This is a genomic window from Saccharobesus litoralis (genome assembly GCF_003063625.1).
Classification (GTDB): Bacteria; Pseudomonadota; Gammaproteobacteria; order Enterobacterales; family Alteromonadaceae; genus Saccharobesus; species Saccharobesus litoralis.
On the sequence record NZ_CP026604.1, the window covers coordinates 3974215 to 3992199 of the forward strand.

Consider the following 17985-nt stretch of genomic DNA (forward strand, 5'->3'; position numbering starts at 1 on the left):
CTATATTTTTGTTTTTCGCTCTGGCTGTTACGACCTGTTTTTCTTATTAATTAAACAGTCGAACTTGGTTTTAAAGACTAAAATTAATGTTGTTAATATAAGTGAACCGCGTATGTTACAGGCTAATCCAGCAGACTCAAGTGTTATCCGCTATTACGAGACAAAATCGAATATGAAAAAAGCGAATTTTGTTGAAAGAAGACATGGTCCAGACTTTCGCATTAAATTTATGCGGGTGTTAACCATCTTTGCTTGGTCTATTTTATTACTTTCGTTACTCACATTTGAATACGCTCGGCCGGAGTTAGTGCCAGGTTATGCTAAATATAAAGGTTTAGAAGAATTATTTCGCGCGGAGTGGGATATTACGCTGTCAAATTTACTGTTTAGTGAATTATTGCTTTGTTGTTTGATTAGTGTTGTTACGATTGTGCTAAGCCAAACTCGTTTAAAAAGAGCAACTGACAGACAAAAATTCAATCAAATTTTTGTCTTTATTGTCAGCATAACGGCTTGTGTTTATGTTTGGCTGGAAATTTTAGGCTAGTGATATATGACTAGTCACATAAATTAGCAATTAAGTTACATAACTGGCTTATCAGCACGCTTATGTAAAATTAAAACTTCCTTGTGCAATTGCCAAAAATTACGATAACTGTTCAATATAACTTTTTATTGCGTTACACAATTTCGCCACTTGATCTTGCTGAATAACATAAGGTGGCATTACGTAAACGAGTTTACCAAAAGGGCGGATCCAAACGCCTTGTTTTACGAAAAAGCGTTGTATTGTTGCCTGATCAACAGCTTGTTTCATTTCCACCACGCCTATTGCTCCTAAACAACGAACATCAGCAACGTGTGGATTGTCACTCAATGGCGCTAAGCCTTGTTTGAGCCATTGATTGACTTGGTTGACTTGCTGTTGCCAATCATTTTTGATTAATAAATCAATGGATGCGATTGCCGCTGCACAGGCTAAAGGGTTGGCCATATAGGTAGGGCCATGCATAAATACGCCAGCCTCGCCATTACATATGCCGGTTGCAATTTTGTTTGTGGTTAGCGTTGCCGCTAACGTTAAATTACCCCCAGTTAATGTTTTACCTAAGCAAATAATATCAGGCGAAATATCGGCCCACTCGCAAGCGAATAACTTACCGGTTCGACCAAACCCTGTGGCTATTTCATCTGCTATTAGCAGAATTTGATATTCGTCACATAATTGTCTTGCTTGGCGTAAATACTCAGGGTGATAAAAATTCATACCACCGGTACCTTGAACAATCGGTTCTAGGATTAGGGCAGCGATACTTGCGTGGTTGTCGCTTAACGTTTTTCTTAGTGAATTGATGGCATCAGAATGCCATTGCGCTTCAATTCGAGGCGTGGGACGCTCAACAAATAATTGTTGTTGCATTGCGCCGCTAAATAAAGAATGCATACCTGTAACGGGATCACATACCGACATTGCGGCGAATGTGTCGCCATGATAACCGTTACGCGGAGTGACTATCTTGGTTTTTTCTGGTTTACCTTGGCTATGCCAATATTGCACCGCCATTTTCAAAGCCACTTCGACAGATACAGAGCCAGAGTCTGATAAAAATACTTTATCTAATCCTTTGGGAGTTAACTCGACTAAACGTTTACAAAGTTCAATAGCAGGTTCGTGCGTAAGACCACCAAACATAATATGGCTCATATTATCGATTTGGTTTTTCATCGCTTGATTAATAACGGGGTGGTTATAGCCATGCATGGCTGCCCACCAAGATGACATGCCGTCAACGAGTACCTGACCATTATCTAAATGAATTTCGCATCCTTGCGTTTTTGTTACACCATAAACAGGAAGAGGTTTTGTTAACGATGTATAAGGGTGCCAAATATGGTCTCGGTCAAATTGATAATCTATCATTGTTTAAAAATCATCCGTTAGTAAACTTTGAGGGAGCTTTTAGTTGACAGTTTAAAGCGCTAGCATAAACTGTCCATCAAATTATGAGTTAACCAAGATAATATTTATGTCGACTGAACTACGCCACGATTGGACTTTAGAGCAAGTTAATGCGCTATTTGCATTACCTTTCAATGATTTACTGTTTAAAGCACATAGTGTGCACCGTGAAAACTTTAATCCAAATGAAGTTCAAGTATCGACTTTGCTTTCGATTAAAACGGGAGCTTGTCCTGAAGATTGTAAATATTGTCCGCAAAGTGCGCGCTACGATACTGACTTAGAAAAAGAAAAGTTAATGGAAGTTGAAGCCGTACTTGAAAAAGCTCGTATTGCTAAAAAGAACGGTTCTAGCCGTTTCTGTATGGGGGCTGCTTGGCGTAATCCTAAAGATCGCGATATGCCTTATATCTTAAAAATGGTTGAAGGGGTTAAAGAGCTAGGTTTGGAGTCGTGTATGACGCTTGGAATGCTGACTCGTGAACAAGCATATGTATTAAAAGAAGCCGGTTTAGATTACTACAATCATAATTTAGATACCTCTCCAGAGTTTTATGGGGAAATTATTACCACTCGTACTTATCAAGATCGTATGGACACGTTACAAAATGTACGCGATGCCGGTATGAAAGTGTGTAGTGGTGGTATTTTGGGTATGGGCGAAACTGCCAATGACCGTTCAGGTTTGCTTATTCAATTAGCCAATCTTGAGCAGCACCCAGACAGTGTACCAATTAATATGTTGGTAAAAGTAGACGGTACGCCTTTAGAAGATTTAGAGGATTTTGATCATTTTGAATTTATTCGTACCATAGCGGTAGCTCGTATTATGATGCCTAAATCGCATGTTCGTTTATCCGCTGGTCGTACCGAAATGAATGAACAAATGCAATCTATGTGTTTCTTTGCTGGAGCAAATTCGATTTTCTATGGTGAAAAGCTACTGACGACAGAAAACCCAGAAGAAAATAAAGATATGGAATTATTTGCTAAGTTAGGCATTAATACCGAAAATCAACAAGGGTATTCTGATGAGGTCACTGAAGCAGCCTTAATGGAGGCCGTTGTTGAAGCGCAACAACCTGAAATGTTCTACGAAGCAAGCTAACTTTCGTTGAATGAGATACTTGGCAATATTATAGTCTTCTCGCTCAGGTCTTATGGTTCATTGTCGGCGCTTACTCGCCCCAATCACATAATAGAGCATATGCTCATGGGGTCTCGAAGCTTGACGGCTTCCCCTAAAACCTGATCGCTTTGACTATATTAGCCAGTAAATTTAAATTTCAGATTTATATTTTAGGGTTACAATAAAAGCCAAGGTTGGATTTATACCAGTCTTGGCTTTTCAGTTTATATGTCGTTTTTAACATTCCAATCTCAGCTTCAAACTTCACTAGACGCTCGGCACAAGCAAGCTTTATATCGTCAACGTTACGCCAGTGTACCGCGTGGCCGCACGGTTGTTATTCAAGGTCAGTCTTATCTTAATTTTTCAGGCAATGATTATTTAGGCTTGAGTTTACATCCCGATATTCAAGACGCTTACGCCAAAGGTGCTGATATTTATGGTTGCGGCTCTACAGGTAGTGCCTTAATAAATGGTTATCACGCAATTCATCAAGACCTAGAGCATAAATTGGCTGACTGGTTAGGGTATGAGTCAGTTTTACTATTTTCAACAGGCTTTTCTGCTAATTCAACATTACTAAAAACGCTATTTGATAAGCATGATTTAATTATTCAAGACAAGCTCAATCACGCATCTTTGATTGATGGTGGTTTAGCGAGTGAGGCAAAAACAATACGTTATAAGCACAATGATATGACGCATTTAGCCAATCGCCTTGAAGCGCATGCGCAAAACAAAGTTATAGTGTCAGAAGGCGTGTTTAGTATGGATGGCGATAGTGCCCCCATTAAAGATATTCAATTATTGGCGAAAAAGCATGATGCATTAACCATGATTGACGATGCGCATGGCATAGGTGTTAATGGCCAGCAAGGTCAAGGAACTTGGCATTGTCAAAATGCACAGCGACCGGATATTTTAATGGCGACATTTGGTAAAGCGTTCGGTTTAGCTGGTGCTATGATCGCCAGTACTCAACCGGTTACTGATTATTTAGTCCAATTTTCTCGCAGTTATATATACAGCACGGCGATGTCTCCTGCGCAGGCTACTGCTATAAGCAAAGCCGTTGATGTGTTAAAGAGTGAAGCTTGGCGCAGAGAAAAGTTAGCCAGTATTATTGCAAGGTTCAGAGCAAACTTGGCGCATGAAAAAGTATCATTATTGGATTCTACTTCTGCTATTCAACCTGTCATTATCGGTGATGCAGCGCAGGCGATTTCGGTAGCTAACCGATTGCGAGAAAAAGGGATCTGGTTAACGGCGATCCGTCCGCCAACCGTTCCTGAAAATAGCAGTCGATTGCGTATTACGCTCACCACTGAGCACACAATTGAAGATATTGATTACTTAACTAAAACTATTAGTCAGGTGTGCAATGAGTCCTAGTTTACAACCTGAACAAAAGGTACGTATAGCTAACGCGTTTAGTAAAGCGGCTAAAGCCTATGATCAAATAGCCCGCTTACAAAAAAGCGTTGTTAAACACGTTTGTAAACTTGCAAAACAATCGTTGTCTGATAATTCATCGCAACCGCTACGTATTTTAGATTTAGGCTGCGGCACGGCTGATTTAGCAACTCAATTAGAGCAAGAAATTTCATGCTTTGATTATGTTGGAGTGGATATTGCGCCTGGTATGCTTGAGGTCGCAAAAAGCAAAATGACGACAAAAGGCTATCAACGCGATTTCGTTTTAGCAGACATCGAAAATTTACCTGAACTTGGCCAGTTTGATTTGATTATTTCAAGTTTAGCCATTCAATGGTGTGACATTAAATTAGTATTTTCCCAATTTGAAAAACACCTCAAGAAAAATGGCTGCTTTGTATTATCGACCTTATTAGACGGCACGTTAGCCGAGCTCAATCAAACTTGGTTAAAACTGGATGAAACCCGCCATATTAATCAATTTTTGGCTGAAGATACGTTACGCCACAAATTACAGGCGATCTCCTCACTTACAAGCAATGTGTTAAGTTGTGTAGAAGAGCTAAGCTATCCTAATGTTTTATCAATTATGCATGAGCTTAAAGGGATAGGTGCCAATGAAGTGGTTAATAGTGACAAGCAGCGCAAGTTGACTAAAGCGGTTTTACGTCAGTTAGAGGAACTGTACCCAACATGCAACAATGAGAAAGTGGTCAGTTGGCACATCGCGTATATCAAAGGTCAATTAAAAAACATTTAAACTAAGTGAATACCGCAATTTATCATGAGAAGAATATTTGTTACCGGAACAGACACAGATGTAGGTAAAACCGTCGTTAGCGCTGCAATATTAGCAAAAATGTCTGAGGCTAATATCGATTGTGCTGGCTTTAAGCCTATATCGGCAGGTTGCGAACAAACCAGCCAAGGCTTGCGAAATGAAGATGCACTAATGTTGCAACACAATAGTAAACGTCATCATCCCTATCATTTAGTCAACCCCATTGCTTATTTACCACCAATAGCGCCACATATTGCAGCACAACAAACCCAAACAGCAATTACAACAAATGACTTAAATGAATATTTAAATCACTGGCAAGCCGCAGCGCCTGAACTATTATTAGTTGAGGGTGCGGGTGGTTGGTTATTACCACTTGGTGAAGGGCGAGCAACCTTAGCTGATTGGGTTGTTGAAAATAGAATGGATGTTGTCTTGGTTGTCGGCTGTAAACTCGGCTGTTTAAACCATGCTTTATTGACTGTAAAGCAAATCGAATCCTCTGGCTTAACTTTGTCGGGTTGGGTGGCTAATGTTGGCTTAAACCCAATGTCAGAGCTTGATGCGAATATTGCCTATTTAAAAGAGGTGATTGACGCGCCATTGTTAGGTGTTGTTCCTCAATTAGAGGATATAAAAAGCGCCAAAGAATATATAGATATTAATCCACTGATAGTGTAAAAATGACTGTAAATAGAACAATTATAGTCAAAGCGATCGGGTTTTAGGGGAAGCCGTCAAGCTTCGAGACCCCATGAGCATATACTCTATTATGTGATTGGGGCGAGTAAGCGCTGACAATGAACCATAAAATCTGAGCGAGAAGACTATATTCACTGATTGTTTTATTTTTTAATGTAAAACTCCTGCAAAAGTCAGCTGGCAACATTCTTGCTTACTGATTAAAGGAATGCGTCAAATTCATGGAGGAACTAATCAAATAAATAAATGGATTTGTTAATTCTACCATGAAATAGAATGAAAAATGACCAATGCATTCGTATGTTGTTGGTTTGCCTGTTGAGAATTCTTTGAGCTTTAATCAATAATTGCGCCACATAAACGCTAATTCATATTGTGTTGCAATTATTTTGTAGCTTAAACGAGATGTTTTGCAGGTAAGTTAATAAGAATATGAAGCATGTACATACAGCATCGAACACACAGTTTAAACACAATTTGCACTCCCCAAAAAAGTGCGCCTGCAATTAAAAAGATATAATTAAGGAAACACAATATGGCATTGCACGAAAGAGCGGGTCAGCCGACTCAGGCACAAGACCTTACTAACATCCCTCGTTTAGTTAGTGAATATTATTTAAATAAACCTAACCCAGAAGATGTGACACAGCTTGTTAGCTTTGGTACATCCGGTCATCGAGGCTGTTCTTTCAAATATACATTTAATGATGCTCATATAGCGGCCACTAGCCAAGCTATAGCAGAATACCGACAAGCTCAAGGCTACACGGGCCCTTTGTACATTGGTATGGATACACACGCTTTGTCTGAGTGTGCATTTGCAACGGCAATTGAAGTCTTAGTTGCCAATGGTGTTGAGGTAGTCATACAAGCGGGTCGTGGCTATACGCCGACGCCTGTTATTAGCCACGCCATTTTAAAATACAACGCGGGTAAAGATTCAGGTTTGGCAGATGGCATAGTTATCACGCCTTCTCATAATCCTCCTACAGACGGTGGTTTTAAATACAACCCTCCAAATGGTGGGCCTGCGGATACTGATGTTACTAATGGTGTGCAAGATAGAGCAAACGAGTTAATCGCTGCTGGTTTATCCGGAGTAAAACGTATTGCTTTTGATGATGCTATCAAACAAGTCACAGAGTATGACTATGTTAAGCCATACGTTGACGATTTAGATCAAGTTCTCAATTTAAAAGCCATTGCTGATTCAGGCCTAACTATTGGTGTTGATCCATTAGGTGGTTCAGGTATTGCTTATTGGGATGTTATTGCCGAAACCTATGGCATCAATATTAAGAAAGTGAATGATGCTGTTGATCCCACTTTTTCATTTATGCGTTTGGATAAAGACGGAAAAATTCGTATGGATTGCTCGTCGCCATATGCTATGTCAGGTTTGATTGCGTTAAAAGATCAATTTGATATTGCTGTCGGTAACGATCCAGATTACGACCGTCACGGTATTGTGACGCGTAGCTCAGGCTTGATGAATCCTAATCATTATTTAGCTGTAGCCATTAATTACTTATTCCAAAACCGTGATGGTTGGGACAAATCATTGGCTGTGGGTAAAACTTTGGTTTCAAGCTCTATGATTGACCGAGTCGCTAAATCTTTAGACCGTGAATTAAAAGAAGTGCCAGTCGGCTTTAAATGGTTTGTTGATGGCCTTTTTGATGGAACCTGTGGATTTGGTGGTGAAGAAAGCGCGGGTGCGTCATTTTTACGTAAAGACGGTACGGCATGGTCTACCGACAAAGACGGCATAATTTTAGCGTTATTAGCGGCAGAAATCACAGCAGTGACAGGGAAAGATCCAGGTCAGCATTATCAAGAGCTAACTGAAAAATTTGGTGCACCTGTTTATAAACGTTCGGACGCACCAGCAACACGTGAGCAAAAAGCAGTTTTGAAAAATTTATCGGCAGATGATGTTGAAGCGAGTACGTTAGCCGGTGAACCCATTATCGCTAAGTTAACTCATGCACCTGGTAACGGGGCTGCTATTGGTGGTTTAAAAGTACAAACCGAAAATGGCTGGTTTGCTGCTCGCCCATCAGGTACGGAAGATATTTATAAAATTTATTGTGAAAGTTTCTTGGGTGATGAGCATCTTGCTGTCATTGCCTCAGAAGCACAAGAGATTGTGAATCAGACTTTCAAGAAGGCTGGTTTATAAGAAGAAAGAGACCCAGACCTAAATTCCTTTCATCAGAGAAATTAGGTCTGGTATTGCAAAGCATTTGTTTTGTATAACCCTTAACCCAGTCGCTAGCACGTAGTTATGTAGCGACATTCAAAAGAAGTGAAGGTTAATTATGACGACGACCACTAAACCTCGCCGTACAGCAAAAACCACAGCAACTAAAGAAGTAGCTACAAGCAAAACGGCCACGGCAAAGGCGACATCAACAACGACAGCTAAAAAAGCGCCTGCAAAGCGTACGACTAAAGCCGCTGCGAAAACCACAACTGCGTCAAAAACAACGGCCAGCACAACCACTAAAAAAGCACCGGCAAAAACGTCAACTAAAAAGCCAGCAGTTAAAAAGACAACATCACGCAAGTCGCCAGCTAAAAAGACGGATAACGTGTTTGTTGATCCAAAAGAAAAGTTCAATGTGACCACAGCCGAATTAAAAGACATGATTGTGAAACATTTGCATGTCACACAAGGCACAGATGAAAATAAAGCTAATGAAAAGGCTTGGTTCAATGCAACCGCTGCGGCGATTAATGAAGTGATTTTTGAGCGTGTGACTAAAACTCAAAAAACGCACTTTGGTCAAGATACCCGCGCAGTACATTATTTATCGTTAGAATTTCTAATGGGACGCTTACTAAAAAATAACCTGTGTAATATAGGTTTAATGGAAAAAGCGTCAGAAGCTTTATCTGAACTCAATCAAGACTTTAATGCGATAGCGGAAGAAGAACCCGACTTAGCATTAGGTAACGGTGGTTTAGGGCGGTTAGCGGCCTGTTTTATTGACTCATTAGCTACCTTACAATTGCCGGCAATCGGTTATGGTATTCATTACGAGCATGGTTTATTTCATCAAACATTCCAAAACGGCCGTCAAGTAGAGCGCCCTGACAGTTGGCGTGAATACGGTAACCCTTGGGAAATTTGCCGCCCTGAATCTGTTCAAGAAATCCCTGTATATGGTTATGTTGAAACTAAATACGACGATGAAGGTAAAATGGTAAAAGAATGGCATCCAGGACGTATCATTAAAGGTGTGCCTTGGGATGTGCCAATTGTTGGTTATGGTGCCAATACGGTAAATGTTTTACGTTTGTGGGAAAGTCGCGCTTCTGATTTCTTTAACTGGGACGTATTTAACGCAGGCGGTTACTTAGATTCACAAGTCGAAAATGTTCAAGCTGAAACCATTTCTAAAGTTCTTTACCCTAATGATGAAACAGCTCAAGGTAAAGAATTAAGACTCATTCAACAATATTTCTTCTGTGCTTGTTCAATCAAAGACATTATTCGTCGTTATAAGCGTGCTCATGGTAACGATTGGAGCAAGTTTGTTGACCAAGTTGTCGTGCAATTGAATGATACACACCCTGTTGTCGCGATCCCTGAATTGATGCGTATATTAATGGATCGTGTCGGTATGGAGTGGGATCAAGCTTGGGATATTTGCCAAGGTGTATTTGCCTATACTAACCACACGCTTTTACCGGAAGCGTTGGAAAAATGGTCTGTCGCATTATTTGAAAAAGTGTTACCGCGTCACTTAGAGATCATTTATGAAATTAATAGTCGTTTCTTAAATGGCATTTGTGAACAAGCTTTCCCTGGTGATGATGCCGTTAAAGCCAAATTGTCTATTATCGAAGAAGGTAGGCAAAAAATGGTGCGCATGGGTAACTTAGCGGTTATCGGTAGCTTTAAAGTTAACGGAGTTGCACAAATTCACTCAGCTTTAGTTAAGTCAGATTTATTCCCTGAATTTAACCAAATTTGGCAAGACAAATTTACTAACGTGACTAATGGTGTTACGCCTCGTCGTTGGTTGAAATCTTGTAACCCTAGCTTATCTGCTTTAATCGATGAATATGCTGATGTCGACTGGCCGGTAAACCAAGATAAGATCCGCGCTATTGAAGATTTAGCGGAAGACGCTAAGTTCCAAAAACGCTATATGGATATTAAACATCAAAACAAAGTTGAATTAGCAAAAGTAATCAAAGAGTTAACGGATATTGATGTTGATCCGACTGCGTTATTTGATATTCAAATTAAACGTTTACATGAATATAAGCGTCAACAACTTAACTTAATTCACATCATGGCGCTTTATCGTCGCTTATTGCAAAACCCTGACTATGACATGCCTAAACGTGTATTTATATTTGGAGCTAAAGCCGCACCAGGTTATTACCTAGCTAAAGAAATCATTTACGCGATTAATAAAGTTGCGGACCGTGTTAATAATGATTCACGCATTAAAGACAAGTTAAAAGTGGTTTTCTTACCTAACTATCGAGTATCACTAGCAGAGAAAATGATCCCAGCTGCTGATGTATCTGAGCAAATTTCGACAGCAGGTAAAGAAGCTTCGGGTACAGGTAACATGAAGCTAGCGCTTAATGGCGCTGTGACAGTCGGTACATTGGATGGCGCAAATATTGAAATTGCAGAAGAAGCTGGCGAAGACAATGTGGTTATCTTTGGTTTAACCGTTGATGGCGTTAAGCAACTTCGCGCAGAAGGGTATAATCCGTGGGATTATTATTACAGCAATGAAGAATTAAAGGCGGTTCTTGATTGGTTTGATACAGATTACTTTACTCCTGGTAAACCTGGTGAGTTATCTGAAGTTAAGCGCAGTTTGTTAGATAACGGTGATCACTATTTATGTTTAGCTGATTTTGCATCTTATTCAGATGCTCAGAAGAAGATCGATCAACTTTATAAAGACAAGAAAACTTGGGCTAAAATGGCTATCTTAAACACAGCTCGAATGGCCAAGTTTAACTCAGACCGCTCTATTCAAGATTATGTTGATAATATTTGGAAGTTAGAACCAGCCAAGGTTTCATAGACTTTATATCTACATTTCATGTTGATACTTTAAAAAGCTCCGCAAGGGGCTTTTTTTATGCGTTCAATTAATTGCTCTGTCGTTTTACTATCTTGCTCGTTAGATCAACTATTTCATCAATAAAGTAGATAATTTGTTATGTTTTTGTAGGTTTTGCGCTATAACTATAATTAGTTCTTTTTTGCTAAAAAATTAATAAATATAAATACTTAGCATTAAGGCTTGTATTGCACCTTGTATTTTTAAGTGAAAGCAAGCCATTGTTCTATGAAAAGGTTATTGTCATGTCACAAAGCAGTGTCGCGCCATCTATTGTTCTGGATAACGTAGAAAAGTTAATTTCAGATAAAATCTCGAAACCCCAGTCTGTTCTCGTCAAGTCATTTGTTCAAACGCTCTATCGCAGTTTATCGCATGACGACTTAATTGGTCGCAGTGATAGTGATCTTTATGGAGCGGCGTTAAGTTTATGGTATTCACTCAACGCACATCAATCGGGTAGTTCTACCATTCGGGTTTTTAATCCAGAATTAAGCAAGCATGGTTGGGAATCTAGCCATACTATCGTAGAAATTATTACGCATGATGTGCCATTTTTAGTCGACTCAGTACGTATGGCGTTATCGCGAGCCGGCGTAACAACCCATTGGTTATTACACAACCCTTTAAAACTGCAACGCGAGAACAATGGTAAGGTTATTGGCATAGGCGACAACTTAGATACCGCGACCGACAAAGATACTGTTTTCCTGATTGAAATAGACAGATTGTCAGATCAAACCATCATCGACAGTATCACCAGTGACCTAAAGCTTGTGTTGGAAGAAGTGTTACTTGCTGTTAGTGATTGGCAAGCCATGACAACAAAACTAGCTGAAATCATCAATGAGTTAAAAAACTCACCGCCTGATATTAATAAGCAAGAAATTAAAGAATCAATCGCCTTTTTGGACTGGTTAGCCGATCACAAGTTTACCTTAATGGGCTATCGCCAATATGAATTAACGCCGATTAGTGGTGATTTTTCATTAAAACAAAAAACCGGTTCTAGCTTAGGGTTAATGAAAACGTCAGTGAGTCGTAAAACGCGTAAATTAAGCACTTTACCTGCGACAGCGCGTAATGTTGCGATGAATAAAAGCTTGTTGGTTTTAACTAAAACTAATCGTATATCTCGAGTTCATCGCCCTGCTTATCAAGATTATATAGGGATCAAAACCTTTGATGAAAATGGCAAAGTGACCGGTGAACATCGCTTTATCGGCTTATTTTCTTCAGATTTTTATAATAGTAGCGCCGAAGTCATACCGCTTATCAATGCTAAGTTACAGCGTGTTATGAAAGCAACTGCGTTAACCGAAGGTTCTCATTCATATAAGGCAGTACTCAATATTTTAGAAACATACCCCCGAGACGAGTTATTGCAAGCGACTGAAGCTGAATTAAAAGCTATTTCTTTGGGGATATTTCAAATGCAGGAGCGGGGGCTTTCACGCTTGTTTGTGCGAAAAGACACCTATGGCCGCTTTTTTTCTTGTATGGCTTATGTACCAAGGGAGCGATATAACACTCAATTACGTAGAGCGACCCAAAAGCTCTTGCAGCAAAGTTTTAATAGTGAACGAGAAGTCGAGTTTACCACTTTCTTTTCAGAGTCAGCATTAGCGCGAACACATTATTTAGTGAGAGTGAAAGACAATAACTTTGAAATTAATGTTAAGCAGATAGAAGATAATATGAAAGAGCTGGCCAAAACTTGGGAAGATAAGCTTGAACAAAGCTTACTCAGTAATTTTAGTGAAGAAAAAGGCAAAGCGTTAGCTCGTAAATATGATTCGGCATTTTCCAGAAGCTACAAAGAAAATATTTTACCATCGGCCGCGGTAGTGGATATTTCAACGCTTGAAGCTTTGTCTGATGATAATCGTTTGGGCATGATTTTTTATCGGCCACAAGAAGAACAAGTGGATTCCAAACGGGTTAAACTTAAATTATTTCATCGAGATGAGCCCCTACATTTGTCTGATGTATTGCCAATGTTGGAAAACTTTGGCCTTAGGGTTGTTGATGAGAGTCCTTATCAAATTACGAGTCAGGATGGACATGTTTTTTGGATCTTAGATTTTTCGATGTTATTAACGTCGGAAAAAGAACTCAATTTGGCTGCGTCTCGCGACGCATTTCAAGAAGCATTTCAACAGGTTTGGAATGGTGAGTTAGAAGATGATGGCTTCAATAAGTTGGTTTTGGGTGCGGATTTAACCGGGCGTCAAGTTGCCATTATTCGTTCATATGCCAAATATAATAGGCAAATAGGCACAAGCTTTTCACAATCCTATGTTGAACACACTTTTTCACATTATCCGCATATCGCGACGCGTTTAATTAATTTGTTTGAGGCAAAATTTGATCCGCAAATCTATCAAGGGCTAGAGCCACTGGTAGCGATTAGTACTGAGATTGAACATTTGTTAGACCAAGTGGCGAACCTTGATGATGATAGGATTATTCGCCGATTTGTGGAGATGATTGGCGCGACATTTCGCACTAATTATTATCAAGTTGACTCTCAAGGCAAATCTAAATCTTATATTAGTTTTAAAATACAGCCAGAAAAAATCGCTGACGTTCCGAGACCTTTGCCCAAATTTGAAGTTTTTGTTTACTCACCTGAGGTTGAAGGTGTTCATTTACGTGGCGGAAAAGTTGCTCGAGGAGGCTTACGTTGGTCAGATCGTCGCGAAGACTTTAGAACAGAAGTATTAGGTTTAGTTAAAGCTCAGCAAGTTAAAAACACAGTAATAGTCCCTGTTGGTGCCAAAGGTGGATTTGTTTGTAAAAAATTACCGACAACAGGTGGGCGTGATGAGCTTTTTGAGCTAGGCAAACAATGCTATCGCACCTTTATCCGCGGTTTATTAGATATAACTGACAATATTGACCATGGAGCGATCGTTCCTCCGCAAAATGTGGTGCGTCATGATGATGATGACCCATATTTAGTGGTAGCAGCCGACAAAGGGACTGCAACGTTCTCTGATATTGCGAATAGTATTTCGCAAGAATATGGCTTTTGGTTAGGTGATGCATTTGCCTCTGGTGGTAGCGTTGGTTACGATCATAAGAAAATGGGCATAACAGCTCGCGGTGCATGGGAATCGGTTAAACGTCACTTTAGGGAAATCGGCATAGATTGCCAGACCACAGATTTTACCTGTGTTGGTGTTGGCGACATGTCTGGAGACGTGTTTGGCAATGGCATGTTGCTTTCCAAGCATACTCGACTACTTGCTGCATTTAATCACATGCATATATTTATTGATCCTGATCCGGATGCTGCAACTTCTTATGAAGAGAGAAAACGCTTGTTTGCTTTACCGCGCTCTGGTTGGAATGACTACGATACCCAATTAATATCTCAAGGCGGCGGTATTTTCGAACGCTCCGCTAAGTCAATTAAATTAACACCGCAAATCAAGCAGCTTATTGGCACGGAAGTTAACGCCATGCCCCCAGCTGATCTAATTAAAGCGTTAATAAAAATGCCAGTCGATTTATTCTGGAACGGTGGTATCGGTACTTACATTAAAGGTAAAGGGGAAAGTCATTTAGAAGTTGGTGACCGCGCCAATGACTCAGTGCGTATCAACGGCGCTGAATGTCGAGCTAAAATTATTGGCGAGGGTGGTAATTTAGGATGCACACAACTGGGACGAATTGAATACGCCCACCAAGGTGGTAGAGTCGACACAGACTTTATCGACAATGTGGGTGGAGTTGATTGTTCTGATAATGAAGTCAATATCAAAATTCTACTTAACACCTTAGTTGCCGATGGAGAACTTACTGTTAAACAACGCAATAAACTACTTTATGACATGACAGATGAAGTGGCAGATATTGTGTTAACGGATTGCTATCGTCAAACCCAGTCTATTTCAATAACCCAGTTAAAAGCCGCAGGCCAATTAAAAGAGCATGTGCGATTTATACATGGTTTAGAAAAACAAGGTTATCTTGATCGTGCATTGGAATTTTTGCCTAGCGATGAGGAGTTAAGTGAACGCCAAGCCGCTAATGTTGGTTTAACCCGACCGGAATTATCAGTATTAATATCCTATGGCAAAATGGTATTAAAAGAGCAACTTTTAACTGATGAAGTAACCCAAGATAGCTTCATTTGTCGTGAGTTAATTGAGTATTTCCCTAAACCACTGCAAGAACGATTTAGCCAAGCTATGCAATCTCACCCGTTGAAATCTGAGATTATAGCGACACAAGCGGCTAATCAAATTGTTAATGATATGGGCTTAAACTTTGTCCATCGAATGGAAGAAGAAACTGGAACAACACCAGCTGAAATTTTAATTAGCTATACCATTGCACGTGAAATTTTTGATATGCCGGCTATATGGCAGGCTCTCGAAGATTTAGATAATAAAATCCCAGCCATTGTTCAAACAGAGGTACTTTTCCAAGTACGCCGGACCATAAGACATGCGACACGCTGGTTTTTAAGACATCGAGCTATGCAGTTGTCGATTGAACAAACAATTACCTTCTTTAAACCTGTATTTAATACGGTAGCTGAGCAATTACCCAATTTGTTAGTCAAAAAAGAAGCAAAAGCGTTGCACGATTCTGAGTCGATTTTAATTAATGAAGGTATCGATAAAGCGTTAGCGGTTAAATTAGCTCGTTTACCTCATTTAACCGCCATAATGGATATCGCGCAGGTTGCGGCAGAAACTGAGCGTAATGTTGAGTTAGTCGCCGATGTTTATTTTAAATTAGGTGACCATATGGATTTACATTGGTTCCTTGAGCAAATTACAGCTCAACCGGTAGCGAATCATTGGCAAGCACTGGCAAGAGCAGCGTTTAGAGAGGAATTAGATTGGCAGCAACGCTCTTTATCAGGCGTCGTTTTACGCTATTGTGCGGAACAATGTGATAGTCAGGCGATGTTAGACACCTGGAGTCAAGAAAACAAACAGGTTTTAGATCGTTGGCGCCATATGTTGGCCGATTTTAGAACGACTAATAGCCATGAATTTGCTAAATTTTCGGTAGCTTTACGTGAACTTATGTTGTTAAGTCATCATTGTGATGCAAAAAGCAGCAATTGAGTAAATCCTTACTCGAATTCTTGACGAATAATCGTTAGAATTTGCAACCATCTTATTTTTTCAATAAGCCCCTTTACATTTAGGGGCTTTCTTGTTCGAAAACACGCCAATGTATAATATTTTACGCTCACTGCTTTTTACTCAAGATGCAGAATGGTCACATGAATTTACCATTAATACTTTAAAGAAATTGGGTGGAACTGGTTTTGACTTTTTATATCAACAAACACTGCGCGATAAGCCAGTTGAATGTTTTGGTTTGCAATTTAAAAATCCAGTTGGGTTAGCCGCAGGGTTAGATAAGAATGGTGAGTGTATTGATGCGTTTGCCGCAATGGGCTTTGGCTTTATCGAAGTGGGTACAGTGACACCTAGACCACAACCTGGTAACGACAAGCCGAGAATATTTCGTTTGCCGGAGGCGCACGCAATAATTAATCGGATGGGATTCAACAACCATGGGGTTGATTACTTAGTCGAAAATGTTAAAGCGGCTAAATATGACGGCATTCTAGGTATTAATATCGGTAAAAATAAAGATACGCCAGAAGAGAATGCCAAAGATGATTACCTACATTGCTTAGATAAAGTTTATGAACATGCGAGTTATGTAACGGTTAATATTTCATCACCTAACACGCCAGGGTTACGCAATTTACAGTATGGTGATGCATTAAATGAACTGTTGGGTTCAATTAAAGAGCGCCAAGGTGAGCTAGCGCAGCAGTATCATAAGCAAGTGCCGATATTGGTGAAAATAGCACCAGACATGTCAGATGAAGAAACGCAGCAAGTTGCTGAAACGCTAATCGCTAACCAAATTGAAGGTGTGATTGCGACAAACACGACATTAGCACGAGATAAAGTTGCTCACTTACAACATGGTAATGAAATGGGTGGCTTAAGTGGTGTTCCCGTACGCCAACAAAGCACACATGTGGTTAGAACTTTAAAACAAGCGCTTGAAGGTAAGATCCCCGTCGTTGGCGTTGGTGGGATCAATAGTGCTGAATCAGCCCGAGAAAAATTGGATGCGGGCGCTAAGCTAGTCCAAGTTTACACAGGTTTTATTTATCGAGGCCCTAAATTGGTTAAAGAAATAGTCAATAGCTTATAAAACGTTAAGTTATTACTAAAGTCCTTGATTTACCTTTTAAAAATGCCCGAGCATTCTATAATGGTCGGGTATTTTTTTATTTAAAGTAGGGTTATGTTGCAACCGAATGCTGAGTGGTTTTGGTTTATAGACCAAAATCAAGGGAAATTAAGTTTAGATATGGGTGAGATGACATTTACTACGCCGTTTAAGCGTCGTAAATTAATGTCTAGTGCCGATACAAAACGCACATTCTCGGTTGACGACTCTAGTTTGTATACTCACTTTTATCATGCAGTGGAAGATAGCTTAGGTTTGCCAGAACCTTTATGTGTGCAGGCTGCTTTGAATGGTGTGGCGGCTCTGATGTTTTTAAAACCAACGGGCGCAAAAAGTTGGTTATTTGACCTAGAACCAGATATTGGCCCTGGATTGCTTGATTACATCACTTGTATTCGTTCGCAATTTCAACAAGGTGTATTTCTAATATTACAACGTGATGCTAATGCGAGTTTAGTGATGTTGCTAAGTCAGCAAATGCGTTTAAATAATGACTGCTTATTAAAGCAATTTGAAGTGGTCAAAACGTTAAATGATAGATTAGGCTTATACTTGTTACCAGAGACCAATCAAAAAGCCTCGCGCTAGGCATTTGTTTATCTGCACCTCATTTTCACCTTAGTCCCTTTGT

Annotated in this window: 11 protein-coding genes; 10 read left to right on the forward strand and 1 reads right to left on the reverse strand. The window is 39.8% G+C overall.

What is annotated here, in order from left to right; all coding sequences use genetic code 11:
- Positions 1 to 64: 64 nt before the first annotated feature.
- Complete coding sequence (locus C2869_RS14420) at positions 65 to 547, forward strand: hypothetical protein (protein WP_108603606.1); 483 nt, start codon at positions 65 to 67, stop codon at positions 545 to 547.
- Between the two features lie 99 nt (positions 548 to 646).
- Here the strand turns inward: C2869_RS14420 and bioA are convergent, their stop codons facing one another.
- Positions 647 to 1921, reverse strand: coding sequence for an adenosylmethionine--8-amino-7-oxononanoate transaminase (gene bioA, locus C2869_RS14425; RefSeq protein WP_108603607.1), 1275 nt, complete (start codon positions 1919 to 1921; stop codon positions 647 to 649).
- Between the two features lie 106 nt (positions 1922 to 2027).
- Here bioA and bioB point away from each other — a divergent pair, with 106 nt between their 5' ends.
- From bioB to C2869_RS14470, 9 genes are all read left to right on the forward strand, one after another.
- Positions 2028 to 3068, forward strand: a complete 1041-nt coding sequence (gene bioB, locus C2869_RS14430) for a biotin synthase BioB (protein WP_108603608.1) — start codon at positions 2028 to 2030, stop codon at positions 3066 to 3068.
- A 249-nt stretch (positions 3069 to 3317) separates the two neighbouring features.
- A complete protein-coding gene (gene bioF, locus C2869_RS14435; RefSeq protein ID WP_108603609.1) occupies positions 3318 to 4481 on the forward strand; it encodes an 8-amino-7-oxononanoate synthase in 1164 nt (387 codons plus the stop codon).
- Entirely contained in the window at positions 4471 to 5283 is an 813-nt protein-coding gene (locus C2869_RS14440) for a methyltransferase domain-containing protein (protein WP_108603610.1), read from the forward strand. The genes bioF and C2869_RS14440 overlap by 11 nt, the downstream gene beginning before the upstream one ends.
- A gap of 24 nt (positions 5284 to 5307) precedes the next feature.
- The gene (gene bioD, locus C2869_RS14445; RefSeq protein ID WP_108603611.1) at positions 5308 to 5985 is read left to right on the forward strand and encodes a dethiobiotin synthase; all 678 of its coding nucleotides are present in this window, start codon (positions 5308 to 5310) and stop codon (positions 5983 to 5985) included.
- 556 nt (positions 5986 to 6541) lie between these two features.
- Positions 6542 to 8188, forward strand: a complete 1647-nt coding sequence (gene pgm / locus C2869_RS14450) for a phosphoglucomutase (alpha-D-glucose-1,6-bisphosphate-dependent) (RefSeq protein ID WP_108603612.1) — start codon at positions 6542 to 6544, stop codon at positions 8186 to 8188.
- Between the two features lie 139 nt (positions 8189 to 8327).
- Positions 8328 to 11069 carry a glycogen/starch/alpha-glucan phosphorylase gene (locus C2869_RS14455; RefSeq protein WP_108603613.1) on the forward strand — a complete coding sequence of 914 codons (2742 nt, stop codon included), beginning with the start codon at positions 8328 to 8330 and terminating at the stop codon, positions 11067 to 11069.
- Between the two features lie 284 nt (positions 11070 to 11353).
- The gene (locus C2869_RS14460; protein ID WP_108603614.1) at positions 11354 to 16198 is read left to right on the forward strand and encodes an NAD-glutamate dehydrogenase; all 4845 of its coding nucleotides are present in this window, start codon (positions 11354 to 11356) and stop codon (positions 16196 to 16198) included.
- Positions 16199 to 16307: 109 nt separating this feature from the next.
- The gene (pyrD, locus tag C2869_RS14465) at positions 16308 to 17315 is read left to right on the forward strand and encodes a quinone-dependent dihydroorotate dehydrogenase (RefSeq protein WP_108603615.1); all 1008 of its coding nucleotides are present in this window, start codon (positions 16308 to 16310) and stop codon (positions 17313 to 17315) included.
- Between the two features lie 93 nt (positions 17316 to 17408).
- Positions 17409 to 17942, forward strand: coding sequence for a cell division protein ZapC domain-containing protein (locus C2869_RS14470; protein ID WP_108603616.1), 534 nt, complete (start codon positions 17409 to 17411; stop codon positions 17940 to 17942).
- Positions 17943 to 17985: the final 43 nt, after the last annotated feature.

Excerpts from the sequence above, each read along its gene's own strand:
- bioF (WP_108603609.1), top strand. The coding sequence starts at position 3,318 with ATGTCGTTTTTAACATTCCAATCTCAGCTTCAAACTTCACTAGACGCT.
- bioA (WP_108603607.1), bottom strand. The coding sequence starts at position 1,921 with ATGATAGATTATCAATTTGACCGAGACCATATTTGGCACCCTTATACA.
- C2869_RS14440 (WP_108603610.1), top strand. The coding sequence starts at position 4,471 with ATGAGTCCTAGTTTACAACCTGAACAAAAGGTACGTATAGCTAACGCG.
- pgm (WP_108603612.1), top strand. The coding sequence starts at position 6,542 with ATGGCATTGCACGAAAGAGCGGGTCAGCCGACTCAGGCACAAGACCTT.
- C2869_RS14455 (WP_108603613.1), top strand. The coding sequence starts at position 8,328 with ATGACGACGACCACTAAACCTCGCCGTACAGCAAAAACCACAGCAACT.
- C2869_RS14470 (WP_108603616.1), top strand. The coding sequence starts at position 17,409 with ATGTTGCAACCGAATGCTGAGTGGTTTTGGTTTATAGACCAAAATCAA.
- bioD (WP_108603611.1), top strand. The coding sequence starts at position 5,308 with ATGAGAAGAATATTTGTTACCGGAACAGACACAGATGTAGGTAAAACC.
- bioB (WP_108603608.1), top strand. The coding sequence starts at position 2,028 with ATGTCGACTGAACTACGCCACGATTGGACTTTAGAGCAAGTTAATGCG.
- C2869_RS14460 (WP_108603614.1), top strand. The coding sequence starts at position 11,354 with ATGTCACAAAGCAGTGTCGCGCCATCTATTGTTCTGGATAACGTAGAA.
- pyrD (WP_108603615.1), top strand. The coding sequence starts at position 16,308 with ATGTATAATATTTTACGCTCACTGCTTTTTACTCAAGATGCAGAATGG.